The organism is Pseudomonas sp. HB05, from assembly GCF_016756915.1.
Classification (GTDB): Bacteria; Pseudomonadota; Gammaproteobacteria; order Pseudomonadales; family Pseudomonadaceae; genus Aquipseudomonas; species Aquipseudomonas alvandae.
The window spans coordinates 70,279-85,711 of sequence record NZ_JAESPG010000027.1 but is presented as its reverse complement, the minus strand read 5'-3'; the positions used below and the strand labels follow the sequence as shown (position 1 = coordinate 85,711).

Annotated in this window: 12 protein-coding genes, 1 pseudogene and 1 riboswitch; of the genes and pseudogenes, 6 read left to right on the top strand and 7 right to left on the bottom strand. The window is 61.7% G+C overall.

Annotated elements, in window-relative coordinates; genetic code table 11:
- Nucleotides 1-17 precede the first annotated feature (17 nt).
- Nucleotides 18-920 carry a transporter substrate-binding domain-containing protein gene (locus tag JMN22_RS21585; protein WP_030137880.1) on the top strand — a complete coding sequence of 301 codons (903 nt, stop codon included), beginning with the start codon at nucleotides 18-20 and terminating at the stop codon, nucleotides 918-920.
- A gap of 136 nt (nucleotides 921-1,056) precedes the next feature.
- Here the strand turns inward: JMN22_RS21585 and JMN22_RS21580 are convergent, their stop codons facing one another.
- Both JMN22_RS21580 and JMN22_RS21575 read right to left on the bottom strand, forming a co-directional pair.
- On the bottom strand, nucleotides 1,057-1,776 hold the full coding sequence (locus JMN22_RS21580; RefSeq protein ID WP_030137879.1) for a 16S rRNA (uracil(1498)-N(3))-methyltransferase: 720 nt from the start codon (nucleotides 1,774-1,776) through the stop codon (nucleotides 1,057-1,059).
- An 81-nt stretch (nucleotides 1,777-1,857) separates the two neighbouring features.
- Nucleotides 1,858-3,264, bottom strand: a complete 1,407-nt coding sequence (locus JMN22_RS21575) for an adenosylmethionine--8-amino-7-oxononanoate transaminase (protein ID WP_198796862.1) — start codon at nucleotides 3,262-3,264, stop codon at nucleotides 1,858-1,860.
- Nucleotides 3,265-3,511: 247 nt separating this feature from the next.
- Between JMN22_RS21575 and JMN22_RS21570 the strand changes: the two genes are divergently transcribed.
- From JMN22_RS21570 to JMN22_RS21560, 3 genes are all read left to right on the top strand, one after another.
- Entirely contained in the window at nucleotides 3,512-5,266 is a 1,755-nt protein-coding gene (locus tag JMN22_RS21570; protein ID WP_198796861.1) for a flavin monoamine oxidase family protein, read from the top strand.
- A gap of 335 nt (nucleotides 5,267-5,601) precedes the next feature.
- Nucleotides 5,602-6,153, top strand: coding sequence for a cytochrome b (locus JMN22_RS21565; protein WP_030137876.1), 552 nt, complete (start codon nucleotides 5,602-5,604; stop codon nucleotides 6,151-6,153).
- A 32-nt stretch (nucleotides 6,154-6,185) separates the two neighbouring features.
- Nucleotides 6,186-6,782 carry a YceI family protein gene (locus tag JMN22_RS21560; RefSeq protein WP_030137875.1) on the top strand — a complete coding sequence of 199 codons (597 nt, stop codon included), beginning with the start codon at nucleotides 6,186-6,188 and terminating at the stop codon, nucleotides 6,780-6,782.
- Nucleotides 6,783-7,031: 249 nt separating this feature from the next.
- Here JMN22_RS21560 and JMN22_RS21555 read toward each other — a convergent pair whose 3' ends face one another.
- From JMN22_RS21555 to ahcY, 4 genes and pseudogenes are all read right to left on the bottom strand, one after another.
- Nucleotides 7,032-8,924 (bottom strand): DEAD/DEAH box helicase, encoded by a 1,893-nt coding sequence (locus JMN22_RS21555; protein ID WP_198796860.1) that lies wholly within the window; start codon nucleotides 8,922-8,924, stop codon nucleotides 7,032-7,034.
- Between the two features lie 231 nt (nucleotides 8,925-9,155).
- Nucleotides 9,156-9,964, bottom strand: a pseudogene (locus tag JMN22_RS21550) (substrate-binding periplasmic protein); the annotation flags it as partial.
- A 129-nt stretch (nucleotides 9,965-10,093) separates the two neighbouring features.
- The gene (gene metF / locus JMN22_RS21545) at nucleotides 10,094-10,939 is read right to left on the bottom strand and encodes a methylenetetrahydrofolate reductase [NAD(P)H] (protein WP_030137872.1); all 846 of its coding nucleotides are present in this window, start codon (nucleotides 10,937-10,939) and stop codon (nucleotides 10,094-10,096) included.
- Nucleotides 10,940-11,099: 160 nt separating this feature from the next.
- Nucleotides 11,100-12,509 carry an adenosylhomocysteinase gene (ahcY, locus tag JMN22_RS21540; protein WP_030137871.1) on the bottom strand — a complete coding sequence of 470 codons (1,410 nt, stop codon included), beginning with the start codon at nucleotides 12,507-12,509 and terminating at the stop codon, nucleotides 11,100-11,102.
- 23 nt (nucleotides 12,510-12,532) lie between these two features.
- Nucleotides 12,533-12,639: riboswitch (S-adenosyl-L-homocysteine riboswitch) on the bottom strand.
- 189 nt (nucleotides 12,640-12,828) lie between these two features.
- Here ahcY and JMN22_RS21535 point away from each other — a divergent pair.
- Together JMN22_RS21535 and JMN22_RS21530 are read left to right on the top strand one after the other, a co-directional pair.
- A complete protein-coding gene (locus JMN22_RS21535; RefSeq protein WP_030137870.1) occupies nucleotides 12,829-13,230 on the top strand; it encodes an acyl-CoA thioesterase in 402 nt (133 codons plus the stop codon).
- Nucleotides 13,231-13,410: 180 nt separating this feature from the next.
- Nucleotides 13,411-14,295, top strand: a complete 885-nt coding sequence (locus JMN22_RS21530) for a formate/nitrite transporter family protein (protein WP_030137869.1) — start codon at nucleotides 13,411-13,413, stop codon at nucleotides 14,293-14,295.
- Here JMN22_RS21530 and JMN22_RS21525 read toward each other — a convergent pair.
- Complete coding sequence (locus JMN22_RS21525; RefSeq protein WP_030137868.1) at nucleotides 14,246-15,415, bottom strand: MFS transporter; 1,170 nt, start codon at nucleotides 15,413-15,415, stop codon at nucleotides 14,246-14,248. The two genes, JMN22_RS21530 and JMN22_RS21525, sit on opposite strands and share 50 nt — an antisense overlap.
- Nucleotides 15,416-15,433: the final 18 nt, after the last annotated feature.

The following is a 15,433-nucleotide window of genomic DNA, read 5'->3' as shown; positions in this document are numbered from 1 at the left end:
CGCAACGGAGAATAACAATGCAAAAAATCACGTTGATCGGCTGTACCCTGAGCCTGCTGCTGAGCGCTGCGGCATTCGCCAATGAAGCGCCGCCGGCCGGCACGCTGGGCAAGATCGCCAGCAGCAAGAGCATCACCCTGGGCTATCGCGACGCTTCGGTGCCGTTTTCCTACGTCGCGGACAACAGCGGCAAGCCGATGGGCTATTCGGTGGAGCTGGCAGGCAAGATTGTCGCGCGCATCCAGCAACAATTGGCATTGCCGCAACTGAACGTGAAGTACAACCTCGTCACGTCCCAGACACGCATCCCGCTGGTGCAGAACGGCACCGTGGACCTGGAGTGCGGTTCCACCGGCGTGACCGCCGAGCGGCAGAAGCAAGTGGCGTTTTCCTACGGTTTCATTTACGTGAAGGGCCAACTGTTGACGGCCAAGGACAGCGGCATCCACAGCTTCGCCGACCTGCGCGGCAAGAATGTGGTGACCACCGCCGGCACGACCAACGAGCGGTTCCTGAAGAGCTACAACCAGGACAACAAGGTCGACATGTTCGTCATCAGTGCCAAGGACCACGGCGAAGCCTTCCAGATGCTCGAGACCGGGCGTGCAGCGGCTTTCTACATGGACGACGCGCTGCTTTACGGTGAAAGGGCCAAGGCGCGCGATCCACACAAATGGGTCGTGGTCGGGGAAGAACAGTCGCGGGAAATCTACAGCTGCATGGTGCGCAAGGACGATCCGCAATTCCTCGCATTGGTCAACGCGACCCTGGCGGACCTGTACAAGTCAGGGGAAATCAATGCGATCTATGAGCGTTGGTTCCAGCAGCCGATCCCGCCCAAGGGCTTGAACCTGGAATTCCCGATGACCAGCGAGTTGAAGGCGATCATTGCCAAGCCGACGAGTGAGCCGGTGCAGTGATCGCGCTGCACCGATGATTCCTGTGGGAGCGAGCTTGCTCGCGATAACGGTGGGTCAGCCTGTGCAAGTGTCGACTGATTCACCGCAATCGCGAGCAAGCTCGCTCCCACAGTTGATCTTCAGTGGTCGCGGAGTCTCAGAAATCCCCCCACAACTGCTGCGCCACCGCCAACGCCACCACCGGCGCGGTTTCGGTACGCAGCACGCGGGGGCCGAGGCGGGCGGCGTGGTAGCCGGCGGTCTTGGCCTGCTCGACTTCGGCATCCGACAACCCGCCTTCGGGACCGATCAGGAACGCCAGGGTCGAAGGCTTGGCATGGCTGACCAGTGGATCGGCCACCGGGTGCAGCACCAGCTTCAATTCGGCCTCGGCCTGCTTCAACCAGTCGGCCAGCAACAGTGGCGGATGGATCACCGGCACGGTGGAGCGCCCACATTGCTCGCAGGCGCTGATCGCCACCTGGCGCCAATGCAGCAGGCGCTTGTCGGCGCGCTCGTCCTTGAGACGTACTTCGCAGCGCTCGGTGAAGATCGGCGTGATCTCGCTGACCCCCAGTTCAGTGGCCTTCTGGATCGCCCAGTCCATGCGTTCGCCCCGGGACAGACCCTGGCCGAGGTGGATGCGCAGGGGCGATTCAGGCTGTCCGGCAAACTGCTCGTCGAGTTGCACGCGCACGCGTTTCTTGCCGACCTCGGCCAAGGTGCCGCGGAATTCCTGGCCGGAGCCGTCGAATACCTGCACCGCATCGCCCTCGGCCATACGCAGCACCCGACCGATGTAGTGGGCCTGGGCTTCGGGCAATTCGTGATCGCCGAGGCTCAGGGGGGTGTCGATGAAGAAGCGGGACAGTCTCATTTCGAATCTCTAAATAGTTAAACCTGTGGCGAGGGGATTTATCCCCTCGCCACAACAGTGTTCCAACCGTTCATCGCAGCGTCAGCCCGGATCGCGATAGCCCGGATGGAAGTCCTTCGGCACTGCCACGCTGACCTTGTCCCGGGTGGCGATGTCGATGCCTTCACTGGCCACTTCAGCCAGGAAATCAATCTGCTCCGGCGTGATGACATACGGCGGCAGGAAATACACCACGCTGCCCAGCGGCCGCAGCAACGCGCCGCGCTCCAGGGCATGCTGGAACACCGCCAGGCCACGGCGCTCCTGCCACGGATAAGCGGTTTTGCTGGCCTTGTCCTTGACCATCTCGATGGCCAGCACCATGCCGGTCTGGCGCACCTCCGCAACGTTCGGGTGATCGGCCAGGTGCGCGGTGGCGCTCGCCATGCGTTGGGCCAGCGCCTTGTTGGTTTCGATGACGTTGTCTTCTTCGAAAATATCCAACGTCGCCAGGGCAGCGGCGCAGGCCAGCGGGTTGCCGGTGTAGCTGTGGGAATGGAGGAAGGCGCGCAGGGTCGGGTAGTCATCGTAGAACGCGCTGTAGACGTCATCGGTGGTCATGCACGCCGCCAGCGGCAGGTAGCCGCCGGTCAAAGCCTTGGACAGGCAAAGGAAATCCGGTGTGATACCGGCCTGTTCACAGGCAAACATCGTCCCGGTGCGGCCGAAGCCGACGGCGATTTCGTCGTGGATCAGGTGCACGCCATAGCGATCGCAGGCCTCGCGCAGCAGCTTCAGGTACACCGGGTGATACATGCGCATGCCGCCGGCGCCCTGGATCAGCGGCTCGACAATCACCGCCGCCACCGTGTCGTGGTGCTCGGCCAGGGTCTGCTCCATGGCGGCGAACATATTCCGCGAATGCTCCTCCCAACCCATGCCTTCGGGGCGGTGATAACAGTCGGGGCTCGGCACTTTGATCGTGTCCAGCAGCAGCGCCTTGTAGGTCTCGGTGAACAACGGCACGTCGCCCACTGACATCGCGGCGATGGTTTCACCGTGGTAGCTGTTGCTCAGGGTGACGAAGCGTTTCTTGGCGGGCTGGTCGCGATTGATCCAGTAGTGAAAGCTCATCTTCATCGCCACTTCGATGCACGACGAGCCGTTATCGGCGTAGAAGCACCGGGTCAGGCCTTCGGGCGTCATCTTCACCAGGCGCTCGGACAGCTCGATCACCGGCTGGTGGCTGAAGCCGGCGAGGATCACATGCTCCAACTGATCGACCTGATCCTTGATGCGTTGGTTGATGCGCGGGTTGGCGTGGCCGAATACGTTGACCCACCACGAACTCACCGCGTCGAGGTAGCGCTTGCCTTCGAAGTCTTCCAGCCACACGCCTTCGCCGCGCTTGATAGGGATCAGCGGCAGCTGTTCGTGATCTTTCATCTGGGTGCAGGGGTGCCACAGTACCGCGAGATCGCGTTGCATCCACTGGTTATTCAGGCCCATGTACAGTCTCCTCGAGGCGGCTCGCGGCGGGCGCGGGCAAAACAATCGCGCAAGCCTATGCAATGGCGGCCCGGCGGACAACCCATTGTGTCGTTGTCGCTACTTTGAGCCAGGCGATAGACGTCGCTGGCGGCGTTTTGATGGCTGACGTATTCTTCGCCGTTCCTGAGCCGACTGGCTCGAAAGACCGAGAGCCGACTGGCTCGAAAAATCGAAAATTCTTACGCTTTATTCCGGAGTTCGCTGAATGTCTGCTGGTTGGCTGCGCGCCTGTGCGCTGGTGATGATAGGGCTGTTCAGCGTTTCGGCGCTGGCCAAGGACAAGCAACCGACGGCCATCGTCATTGGCGGTGGGCTGGCCGGACTGACGGCGGCCTATGAGCTGCAGAACAAGGGCTGGGCCGTGACCCTGCTGGAAGCCAAGCCGAGCCTGGGCGGCCGTTCGGGCATGGCCACCAGTGAGTGGATCGGCAACGAAAAGACTCAGCCTGTGCTGAATAAATACGTTTCGACGTTCAAGCTGAGCACCACCCCGGCCCCGGAATTCGTGCGTACCCCGAGTTACCTGATCGACGGCACTTATTTCACCGCCGCTGACCTGGCGACCAAGCAACCCGCCACCGCCGAAGCGCTCAAGCGCTACGAGACCACCCTGGACGAATTGGCGCGCTCCATCGACGATCCGCTGAACCCGGCGGCCACCAGCACGCTGCATGCGCTCGACCAGATCACCGTGTCCAACTGGCTCGACCGCCTGCAACTGCCTGCCACCGCGCGGCAATTGGTCAACCAGGAAATTCGTACGCGCTATGACGAACCGTCGCGCCTCTCTCTGCTGTATTTCGCCCAGCAGAACCGCGTCTATCGCGGCGTGTCCGACCGTGACCTGCGCGCCTCGCGCCTGCTCGGGGGCAGCCCGGTGTTGGCCCAGGCATTCGTCAAGCAACTGAAAACAATCAAGACCGGCTCCCCGGTTTCGGCCATTTCCCAGGACAAGGACGGCGTCACCGTCAAGGTCGGCAGCGTCGGCTACCAGGCTGACTACGTCGTACTCGCGGTGCCGCTGCGGGCGTTGAACAAGATCCAATTGACCCCGGCCCTGGACGCCCAGCACCAAGGCGCGATCAAAGGCACCAACTATGGCTGGCGCGACCAGATCATGCTCAAGTTCAAGACCCCGGTCTGGGACAGCAAGGCGCGCATGTCGGGCGAGATCTACAGCAATACCGGCCTGGGCATGATGTGGATCGAGCCGGCCCTGAAGGGCGGGGCCAACGTGGTCATCAACCTGTCCGGCGACAACGCCCGGGTGATGCAGGCCTTCGGCGACAAGCAGATGGTCGACCAGGTGCTGATCCGCCTGCACGCGTTTTATCCGCAGGCCCGTGGTGCGTTCACCGGTTATGAAATTCGTCGCTACAGCACCGACCCGTCCATGGGCGGCGCGTACCTGGCGTTTGGTCCGGGCCAGATCAGCAAATACTGGCGCCTGTGGGAAAAGCCCTTGCAGCGCGTAGCCTTTGCCGGTGAACACACCGACGCCATGTACCCAGGCACGCTGGAAGGCGCGCTGCGCAGCGGTCAACGTGCCGCCAGCCAGGTTGAAGACCTGGCTGCAGGCAAATCCTTCGAACCACCGAAGGTCGCCCCGGCCGCGGCGGCTGCCGCTGGCGCGGTGGCGGCGAAGAAGGGCAACTTCTTCAGCAACCTGTTCGGTGGCTCGGATGACGACAAGAAGCCGGAGCCGGTCAAGGCACCCGAGCCGGTAGCCCCGCCTCCTGCGCCCGCACCTGCTCCAGCGCCGGCCCCGGTAGAACCACCCGCGCCTGCCCCGGCGAAAGTCGAGCCGGCCAAGAAAGCGGCGGCCAAGCCAGCGGCGAAAAAACCGGCCGCCAAGGCACCGGCTAAAAAAGCCCCGGCCAAGGCTCCGGCGAAAAAGGCCGAGCCGGTGAAGAAGCCGGCGGCCAAACCTGCGACGGCTACTGAGACCAAGGCTCAGTAACGTTCAGGTGTAAAAAAAACGCGGCCCGTGGGCCGCGTTTTTTTATTCGGGTTCATTCAAGAGAAACGATGGCCCCGTGGCGAGGGAGCAAGCTCCCTCGCCACGGGTTTACCGAAGCCCTCAAAATGAACAGCATTCGCGATGAGCCCCTTCCACCGTGCGGGATCCATGCCCGCTTCCCCTCGCCACCACGCAACGCATCCGCTTTAATCTTTCCTTAACGCACCCCTCCCAGACTGATGATCGTATTTCTCGATATTTCAAAGCGAAAATTTCCGCTTTAAATCGATAGATAACTCGCTAGTCTTGGTCGAAGTTTTTACAGGATATGAGCAATGCAGCTACGCAACTCTTCTTCTCGCTATGGCTGGGTCAGCATCGTTTCGCATTGGGCCGTTGCCCTGGCGGTGTACGGGTTGTTTGCGCTGGGCCTGTGGATGGTCGGGCTGGATTACTACAGTTCCTGGCGCAAAGACGCGCCGGAGCTGCACAAGAGCATCGGCCTGGTGCTGTTGGCGGTGATGGTGCTGCGAGTGCTCTGGCGTTTTGTCAGCCCACCGCCACCGACCCTGGAAACCTATGGTCGTCTCACCCGCGTAGGCGCCAAGGTTGGCCATAGCGCACTGTATCTCGGGCTGTTTGCCGTGATGATCGCCGGCTACCTGATTTCCACCGCAGACGGTGTCGGGATCTCGGTGTTTGGTCTGTTTGAAGTGCCCGCGCTGGTGTCCGGACTGCCCGACCAGGCAGACGTCGCCGGCCAGATCCACCTGTACCTCGCATGGGCGCTGGTAATTTTTTCCGGCCTCCATGCGTTGGCAGCATTGAAACACCACTTTATCGACCGTGACGCGACCCTCAAGCGCATGCTGGGGCGCCAAGCCTGATGTTCAACCTCGACTCCAAAGGAATAGAAAGCATGTTGAAAAAGACGCTCGCCGCCCTGGCAATCGGTTCTGCCCTGCTGTCCGCCGGCCAGGCCATGGCTGCCGACTATGTGGTCGACAAGGAAGGCCAGCACGCCTTCGTTGATTTCAAGATCAGCCACCTGGGCTATAGCTACATCACCGGTACCTTCAAGGACATCGACGGCAAGTTCAGCTTCGACGCCGCCAAGCCTGAAGCCAGCAAGATCGAGTTCAACGTTCGTACCGCCAGTGTTTTCACTAACCACGCCGAGCGCGACAAACACATTGCCAGCAAAGACTTCCTGGAAGTGGCCAAATACGCTGACGCCAAATTCGTATCCACCGGCGTCAAGCCCACTGGTAAAAACGCCGACGGCAAGGACACTGCCGACGTGACGGGTGATCTGACCTTGCACGGCGTCACCAAGCCAATCGTGGTGAAAGCGACATTCCTGGGTGAGGGCAAGGATCCATGGGGCGGCTACCGCGCTGGCTTTGAGGGCACCACCACCATCAAGCGTTCCGACTTCGGAAAAATGATGGACCTGGGTCCGCAATCCGACGCCGTTGAGCTGTACATCTCGTTTGAGGGTGTCAAAGCGAAGTAACGTTCGCGTCTGACGAAAAAACGCCCCTGGTCTTGCGGCCAGGGGCGTTTTTTATTGCACCGGGTTCCGGGTGATACAAAGGACCCTGTGGGAGCGAGCTTGCTCGCGATAGCGGTGCATCAGCCAACCTTAATGTGACAGGACTGCCGCCATCGCGAGCAAGCTCGCTCCCACATTTGGAAGTGTGTCGGGCCAAAAAAAATGCCCCGGGTCGCGAGACCCGGGGCATTTTTCATGGCTTGGGAAAACTCAGCGATTGCGTGTCAGCAAGGCCGGTTTTTCGCCACGCGGACGGCTTGGCAGTTGATCCAGCTGTTCAGGCGTCGGGAAACGATCGGTTTTCGATTCCTTGTGGATGATTTTCGGCTGGTTGCCACGCGGGTTCTGCACCGCGGGCTCCTGGCGAGCCTGGTCGTCGCCACGGGCTGGGCGTCGTGGACGGGAGTCTTCACGACGGGCCTGGCCGTCACGTGGCGCACCGTTGCGCGGGCCGTTGCGCTTGGCCGGTGGGGTGCCGGTGGACGAACCATTGCTGTTGCGCGGTCCGTTCTGGCGCCCTTGGGGCTGGCCATTGCGCGGTGCGCCTGAACCTGCGCCTTGTGCCGGGGCGCCTGGGCGGCGACCGCGGCCTGCGGCCGGTTTCTGCTGGGGTACGTAGTCGACGCGGTTGCCGAAATTGTCGATATCGTCGTCCAGGAACTCGTCTGGGGCGCGATCAGATGCGGCGCGAGGTGCCGGGCGCTGCTGCTCACGGGCCGGGGAGCCCTCGCGGGGTTTCTGTTCGCGGGCCGGGGAGCCCTCGCGGGGTTTCTGTTCGCGGGCCGGGCGTTCGCCGCGACCGTTGCTGGCCGGCTTTTCCTTGCCCTTGTCTTTTCCTTTGTCCTTGCGACCGCCACCGCTGCCATTCGGGCCATCGCCACGCGGGCCTCTTGGGTTACGCGGGTTGCGGACGTCCGGACGCTCGCGCACTTCAGGCTTCTCGGCCTCGATCGTGCTGGCATCGAAGCCCATCAGGTCGCCGTCGGGAATCTTCTGCTTGGTCATGCGCTCAATGCTCTTGAGCAGCTTTTCCTCGTCCGGCGCGACCAGGGAAATCGCTTCGCCCGAACGACCGGCCCGGCCAGTACGGCCGATACGGTGCACATAGTCTTCATCGACGTTGGGCAACTCGAAGTTGACGACGTGAGGCAACTGATCGATGTCCAGGCCGCGTGCGGCGATGTCGGTGGCCACCAGGATGCGCACTTCGCCGGCCTTGAAGTCGGCCAGGGCCTTGGTACGAGCGTTCTGGCTCTTGTTGCCATGGATCGCGACGGCGGGCAGGCCGTGTTTGTCGAGGTATTCGGCCAGGCGATTGGCGCCATGCTTGGTGCGGGTGAAAACCAGGACCTGTTCCCAGGCGCCGGTGGTGATCAGGTGCGCCAGCAGGGCACGCTTGTGGCTGGCTGGAAGGCGGAATACGCGTTGTTCAATGCGCTCGACCGTGGTGTTCGGCGGCGTGACTTCGATGCGTTCCGGGTTGTGCAACAGCTTACCGGCCAGGTCGGTGATGTCCTTGGAGAAGGTCGCCGAAAACAGCAGGTTCTGGCGCTTGGCTGGAAGGCGGGCCAGGACTTTCTTCACATCATGGACAAAACCCATGTCGAGCATACGGTCGGCTTCGTCCAGCACGAGGATTTCCACGTGGGACAGATCGACGCTGCCCTGGCCGGCGAGGTCCAGCAGGCGACCGGGGCAGGCCACCAGCACGTCGACGCCGCGCGCCATGGCCTGGACCTGCGGGTTCATGCCGACACCGCCAAAAATGCAGGCACTGACGAATTTCAGGTCGCGAGCGTAGACCTTGAAGCTCTCGTGGACCTGGGCCGCCAGTTCGCGGGTAGGCGTCAGGACCAGTACGCGCGGTTGGCGCGGGCCATGACGCTGGGATTTGTCCGGGTGACCGTTCGGGAACAACCGTTCCAGGATCGGAAGGGCGAAACCGCCGGTCTTGCCCGTACCTGTCTGTGCGGCGACCATCAGGTCGCGACCTTGCAACACGGCGGGAATGGCCCGCTGTTGCACCGGGGTAGGCTGGGTGTAGCCGGCGGCTTCGATGGCGCCGACTAAAGCCTCGGAGAGACCGAGGGAAGCAAAGGACATGAGTAATCCTGTTTTTAGTGAGGGCCTGGCCCAATGGGATAGTCTTGCCTGGCGCGAATGATGGTCGATCGAAGACCTCATCCCGTCCGGTCCTGCCGGGTCTGAAAGGCGGGTCCGGACAGGGCTCGCGCGGGCTGGAAGCTGCGCTGTAGCGGTGTCGGGATGCCTTTTGCAAGACCGGGCGTCCGGGCGTGAGCCTGGCGGGAAGGCCGGAGTATAACAGAGCAATCGCCGTGCGCTGCTTTCCTGCTGCTCAACGGCGTATTTCAGCGTGGCACGGTGTCGCGCGGCGCAACGTTGGCACTGGAGCCTGCGCCATATCGGGCACTCAGTTCGGCGTAGGCCGGCTCATGCTTGAAACGCTTGAGTTCAGCGCCGAAGCGTTGCACGAGCAAATCCATGCCGGCCTTGCGCCGTACCGCCAGGTATTGGCTTTGACGGCTGACGACCAAAGGGTTCTCCGTGATCTGGTCGCCCAGTTGCAGCGCCTTGAGCACATGCCGGCCCACCCGGCGGTCGGTAATGAGCAGGTCGATCCGACCCAATTGCAATTTGCCGAAGTTGGCTTCGTGAGTGGGCGCAGTCTCCCGTTTGAACCGGGACGATTCCCTGAAGGCCTGGCTATACAGATAGCCTGGCGAGGTCCCCACGGTCAGTCCATCGAGTTCATCGAGCGTACGGAATGGATGAGGCCGGGCGTTGGCATAGAACATCACAAACTCGACGTCCGACAGCGGTTCGCTGGGGTAAAGCAGCAGGGCGTCGCGCTCGTCGCTGTGGAAGATGTCCAGCGCACCGTCCGCCAACCCCTGTTCCAGCATCGCCAGGCAGCGCTTCCAGGGCAGCAACTGCCATTCGACGTCGATGCCCAGGCGCTTGAAGACGATGGCTGTTGTTTCATAGTCCAAGCCGAGGATCTTGCCGTTTTCCTCGTAGACATAGGGTGCCCAGGGTTCGGTGACAATGCGCAATTTCTCGGCCTGGGCAGCGAAGCTCAGGCACAAGAGAAGAAGTGTCGTTAAACGGGCGATTACAGGCATGACCGGAGGTTACGACGAGAGCCTGTCAAATAGCTAGAGCGCTCTGGCACGCGGGCTGGGGCTTTGCTTGGACGGGATCAAAAAAGGCCCTGGTTGTGCCAGGGCCTTTGCGTACACATCAAGTTGGCTTTAACGCGGCAGCTTGAGATTGTTCCACACCGCGAGGCTAGGCTCTGCCTGGTTCAGGGTATAGAAGTGCAGCCCCGGTGCGCCGCCCTGTAGCAAGCGTTCACACATCTGCGTGATGACCTCTTCACCGAAGCGCTGGATGCTGGCGGTGTCGTCGCCGTAGGCTTCCAGTTGCTTGCGGATCCAGCGGGGGATCTCCGCGCCGCAGGCGTCAGAGAAGCGTGCGAGCTTGCTGTAGTTGGTGATCGGCATGATTCCCGGCACTACCGGAATCTCGACACCCATCTGGCGAACGCGCTCGACGAAATAGAAATAGCTGTCGGCGTTGAAGAAGTACTGGGTGATTGCGCTGCTGGCGCCAGCGTTGGCCTTGCGCACGAAGTTGCGCAAATCGTCTTCGAAATTGCGCGCCTGGGGGTGCATCTCCGGATAGGCGGCGATTTCAATGTGGAAGTGCTCGCCGGTTTCTTCGCGAATGAACTCAACCAGTTCATTGGCGTGGCGCAGCTCGCCGCTGGCCATGCCCATGCCCGAGGGCAGGTCGCCGCGCAGGGCTACGATGCGCTTGATCCCTGCGGCCTTGTATTGGGTCAGCAGGCTGCGCAGGTCGTCCTTGCTGTCACCCACGCAGGACAAGTGCGGTGCGGCAGGGACTTTGACTTCGCTTTCGAGCTGCAGCACGGTATTCAGCGTACGGTCACGGGTCGAACCGCCGGCGCCGTAGGTGCAGGAGAAAAAATCAGGGTTGTAGCTTGCCAACTGGCGAGCAGTGGCGATCAGCTTTTCATGCCCAGCATCGGTCTTCGTCGGGAAGAACTCGAAGCTGTAGCGACGGTCTTGGGACATGGTCATATCCTTGGAAACTCGTGGGCTTGGAGACCTTGCGCAGCACAATGTGGGAGCGGGCTTGCCCGCGAAGGCGGAGTGTCAGGCGCATCAATGTTGAATGATGAACCTATTTCGCGAGCAAGCCCGCTCCCACAAGGAGAGCAGGCAATAGCACCGATCAGTAGCGATAAGCGTGCGGCTTGAACGGGCCTTCGACGGTGACGCCGATATAGTCAGCCTGTTGCTTGGTCAGCTTGGTGACCACGCCGCCGAAACCGCGGACCATTTCCAGGGCCACTTCTTCGTCGAGTTTCTTCGGCAGTACTTCCACGGTCAGGCGCTCGGCCTTCTGGGCTGGCGACAGGTCGGCGTATTTCTGGCCGAACAGGAAGATCTGGGCCAGGACCTGGTTGGCGAACGAACCGTCCATGATGCGGCTTGGGTGACCGGTGGCGTTGCCCAGGTTAACCAGGCGGCCTTCGGCCAGCAGGATCAGGTAGTCATCGTTCTGTGGGTCGAAGCTGCCAGCGCCGGTGCGGTGAACCTTGTGGACCTGTGGCTTCACTTCTTCCCATGCCCAGTTCTTGCGCATGAAAGCGGTGTCGATTTCATTGTCGAAGTGACCAATGTTGCAGACCACGGCGCGCTTTTTCAGGGCCTTGAGCATGTTGGCGTCGCAGACATTGACGTTGCCGGTGGTGGTCACGATCAGGTCGATCTTGCCCAGCAGGGCCTTGTCGATGCTGGCCTCGGTGCCGTCGTTGATCCCGTCGATGAACGGCGAAACCAGCTCGAAACCGTCCATGCAGGCTTGCATGGCGCAGATCGGGTCGACTTCGGACACCTTGACGATCATGCCTTCCTGGCGCAGGGACTGGGCCGAACCCTTGCCCACGTCACCGTAGCCGATCACCAGCGCTTGCTTGCCCGACAACAGGTGGTCGGTGCCGCGCTTGATGGCGTCGTTGAGGCTGTGACGGCAGCCGTATTTGTTGTCGTTCTTGCTCTTGGTCACCGAGTCGTTGACGTTGATGGCCGGGATCTTCAGCTCGCCCTTGGCCAGCATGTCCAGCAGACGGTGTACGCCGGTGGTGGTTTCTTCGGTCACGCCGTGGACCTTGTCCAGTACGGCCGGGTATTTCTTGTGCAGCAGCTCGGTCAGGTCGCCGCCGTCGTCGAGGATCATGTTGGTGTCCCATGGCTGGCCATCCTTGAGGATGGTCTGCTCCAGGCACCACTCGTACTCTTGCTCGGTCTCGCCTTTCCAGGCGAACACCGGGATGCCGGCGGCGGCGATGGCGGCAGCGGCCTGGTCCTGGGTCGAGAAGATGTTGCAGGAAGACCAGCGCACTTCGGCACCCAGGGCAACCAGGGTTTCGATCAGCACGGCGGTCTGGATGGTCATGTGGATGCAGCCGAGGATTTTTGCGCCTTTCAATGGCTGTTCGCCAGAGTATTTGCGACGCAGGCCCATCAGGGCTGGCATTTCGGATTCGGCGATGATGATTTCGCGACGGCCCCAGGCAGCCAGGGACATGTCGGCGACTTTGTAGTCGGTAAAAGCGGCAGGCGTGATAACAGCGCTCATGAAGAGCCTCCATTCGTAATGTATGCGAATGGGCGCCGTTGTGCGTTTAGTGCCTGTACGAGGAGCCCCGTACGGGCAACGCCCCATCCGAGCCTGACAGGTCGAGCCTGCTGCAGCGCCCCTCGGACAGGTGGCGGGAGCGGCCCAAAGCGTGGGCCGATGAAACGGGGGCGATTATAACGGCCTAATCGGATCTTCCAAAGGGTTTCTGTCGGCAAATCGAAATTGCCGATGATCGTTATAGGGGCGGCGACGTAGAGCCCGCGCGCCTCGTCTGCCATGATGCGGGCATTCATCGGCCAGACGTCCAGGAGTGATCATGAATTTCCATACCCGCAAATGGGTCAAGCCCGAAGACCTCAACCCCAATGGCACGCTGTTCGGTGGCAGCTTGTTGCGCTGGATCGACGAAGAGGCGGCCATCTATGCCATCGTCCAGCTGGGTAACCAGCGCGTGGTCACCAAGTACATTTCCGAAATCAATTTTGTCAGTGCTTCGCGCCAGGGCGACATCATCGAACTGGGCATCACCGCCACCGAGTTCGGTCGCACCTCCATCACCCTGACGTGCGAAGTGCGCAACAAGATCACCCGCAAGAGCATCCTGACGGTGGAGAAAATGGTCTTCGTCAATCTCGGCGAAGACGGCCTGCCGGCCCCTCACGGCAGGACCGAGATCAAGTACGTCAAGGATCAGTTCAAGGACGATACCGTCGAGTGACGTCGGCGGCGCGCCCCTCCTCGCGAGCAGGTTCGCCCGCATTGAACGCCAACGGAGACTCTGTGGGGGCGAGCCTGCTCGCGAAGGCGGTTCTGCAGGCGCCTGTGATTTGCCGGCATCACTGAACAGCTCCGGATGCCGTGTGTCGTAGGTACATCACGCCACCGGTTCAGGAGCTGTATGGACACTCACGAAGACGGCAAGACCCCTGACCTCTCGGCAGAGGAACAGCACGAGGTCGACCGCAACCAGCCGCCGCGGGCGGCGGTTCTGCACGAGATCATTCGCACCCAGGGCAACCAGGAGCTGGAGCGCAGCGTCGCGGCACTGTGGTGGTCGGCCCTGGCGGCGGGATTGACCATGGGATTGTCGCTGATGGCGATGGGACTGCTCAACTCCAGGCTGCCCGACCACGACGGCTTCAAGGTGATCGCCAGTTTTGGCTACTGCGCGGGCTTCCTGGCGGTGATCCTGGCGCGTCAGCAATTGTTTACCGAAAACACCCTGACCGCTGTGCTGCCCATCATGAGCAAGCCAACCTTGGGCAATTTCGGTCGATTGTTCCGGTTATGGGGCGTGGTGCTGGTGGGCAACCTGTGCGGTACGTTGCTGGTGGCCTACGTGATGCTGCACCTGCCGATTTTCGATCAGCGCACCGACTTGGCGTTCCTGGATATCGGGCGCAAGGTCATGGAGAACGACAGCGGCCAGATGTTCGCCAAGGGCATCATTTCCGGTTGGATGATTGCCACCATGGTGTGGATGATTCCGTCCATGGAAAGCGCCAAGATGTTGATCATCGTGTTGATCACCTACTTGATGGCGCTCGGGGATTTCACCCACATCGTGGTCGGTTCAGCCGAGGTGTCGTATCTGGTATTCGCTGGCCAGTTGTCCTGGGAAGATTTCTGGATGGTGTTCGCCGCGCCCACCCTGGCGGGGAACATCATCGGTGGCAGTTTCATCTTCGCGCTGATCAGCCATGCGCAGGTGCGCAGCGAGACCAATACGCCCCTCAGTCGGCAAAGCCTGCCACGGCGCCCTGACGACGCTGGCGATAAATAAAGTAGAGCGCTGCCAGTACGGTGAGCCCGCCCACCAGCGCGCCGGTCCACGGCAGATCGGCAAGGTTGGCACCGCTGGCGACGACCAGCCCGCCGATCCAGGCGCCGGCGGCATTGCCGAGGTTGAAGGCGCTCTGGTTCAGGGTCGAGCCGAGATTCGGTGCCTCGTGGGCCTGGTCAATGATCAGCAGTTGCAGGATCGGGCACAGCGCGAAGGCAAAGATGCCCCACAGCACCAGAGTAATCGCCGCCGGAATCACCGATTGACTGGTCTGGCTGAACGCGGCAAGCACCAGCACCACGGCCAGCGCCATGCCCACCAGGGACGGTAGCAGGCGCCGGTCGGCCAGGCGTCCGCCGAGGAAACTGCCCGCCGTCAGGCCAACGCCGAACAACAGCAGCATGACGGTGACGCCGTGGGGACTGACCCCGGTGATGTCCTGCAGGATCGGCGCGATGTAGGTGAACACGCTGAACAGACTGGTGGAGGCCAGCACGCTCATGCCCAGCGCCAGCAGCACATTGACCTTGCCGAGTACCTTGAATTCGCTGGCGAGGTTGGCCTTGTCCATGGGGATTTCCCTGGGCAGCCAGACCCATTGGGCAACGGCGGCAATGATGCCAATCACCGAAACCGCCCAGAACGTCGCCCGCCAACCCGCGTATTGGCCCAGCGCCGTGCCCAAGGGAACACCCAGGACGTTCGCCAAGGTCAGGCCGGTAAACATCATCGCGATGGCCTGGGCCCGTTTGTTCGGCGCCACCAACCCGGCCGCCACCACCGAGCCGATACCAAAAAAAGCTCCGTGGCACAGAGCGGTAATCACCCGGGCGGCCATCAGCGTGGTGTAGTTCGGGGCCAGGGCACACAGCACATTGCCGAGGATGAACATCAGTGTCATGCCCAGCAACGTGGCCTTGCGCGGCATGTTCGCGGTGCCGATCGCCAGGATCGGTGCGCCAAATACCACCCCCAGGGCATAACCGGTGATCAGCAACCCGGCCTGGGGAATGCTCACGGCCAGGTCACGGGCGACATCGGGCAGCAGCCCCATGATGACGAATTCAGTCGTGCCGATGCCGAAAGCGGCGACGGCCAAAGCAAGCAAAGCAAGTGGCATGCGCAAGGTCTCTGTCTG

Bases quoted from the DNA above. Each gene is read 5' to 3' on its own strand.
- JMN22_RS21580 (WP_030137879.1), bottom strand. From the start codon at position 1,776: ATGAGACTGTCCCGCTTCTTCATCGACACCCCCCTGAGCCTCGGCGAT.
- JMN22_RS21570 (WP_198796861.1), top strand. From the start codon at position 3,512: ATGTCTGCTGGTTGGCTGCGCGCCTGTGCGCTGGTGATGATAGGGCTG.
- JMN22_RS21575 (WP_198796862.1), bottom strand. From the start codon at position 3,264: ATGGGCCTGAATAACCAGTGGATGCAACGCGATCTCGCGGTACTGTGG.
- JMN22_RS21530 (WP_030137869.1), top strand. From the start codon at position 13,411: ATGGACACTCACGAAGACGGCAAGACCCCTGACCTCTCGGCAGAGGAA.
- JMN22_RS21525 (WP_030137868.1), bottom strand. From the start codon at position 15,415: ATGCCACTTGCTTTGCTTGCTTTGGCCGTCGCCGCTTTCGGCATCGGC.
- metF (WP_030137872.1), bottom strand. From the start codon at position 10,939: ATGTCCCAAGACCGTCGCTACAGCTTCGAGTTCTTCCCGACGAAGACC.
- JMN22_RS21585 (WP_030137880.1), top strand. From the start codon at position 18: ATGCAAAAAATCACGTTGATCGGCTGTACCCTGAGCCTGCTGCTGAGC.
- JMN22_RS21560 (WP_030137875.1), top strand. From the start codon at position 6,186: ATGTTGAAAAAGACGCTCGCCGCCCTGGCAATCGGTTCTGCCCTGCTG.
- JMN22_RS21565 (WP_030137876.1), top strand. From the start codon at position 5,602: ATGCAGCTACGCAACTCTTCTTCTCGCTATGGCTGGGTCAGCATCGTT.
- JMN22_RS21555 (WP_198796860.1), bottom strand. From the start codon at position 8,924: ATGTCCTTTGCTTCCCTCGGTCTCTCCGAGGCTTTAGTCGGCGCCATC.
- ahcY (WP_030137871.1), bottom strand. From the start codon at position 12,509: ATGAGCGCTGTTATCACGCCTGCCGCTTTTACCGACTACAAAGTCGCC.
- JMN22_RS21535 (WP_030137870.1), top strand. From the start codon at position 12,829: ATGAATTTCCATACCCGCAAATGGGTCAAGCCCGAAGACCTCAACCCC.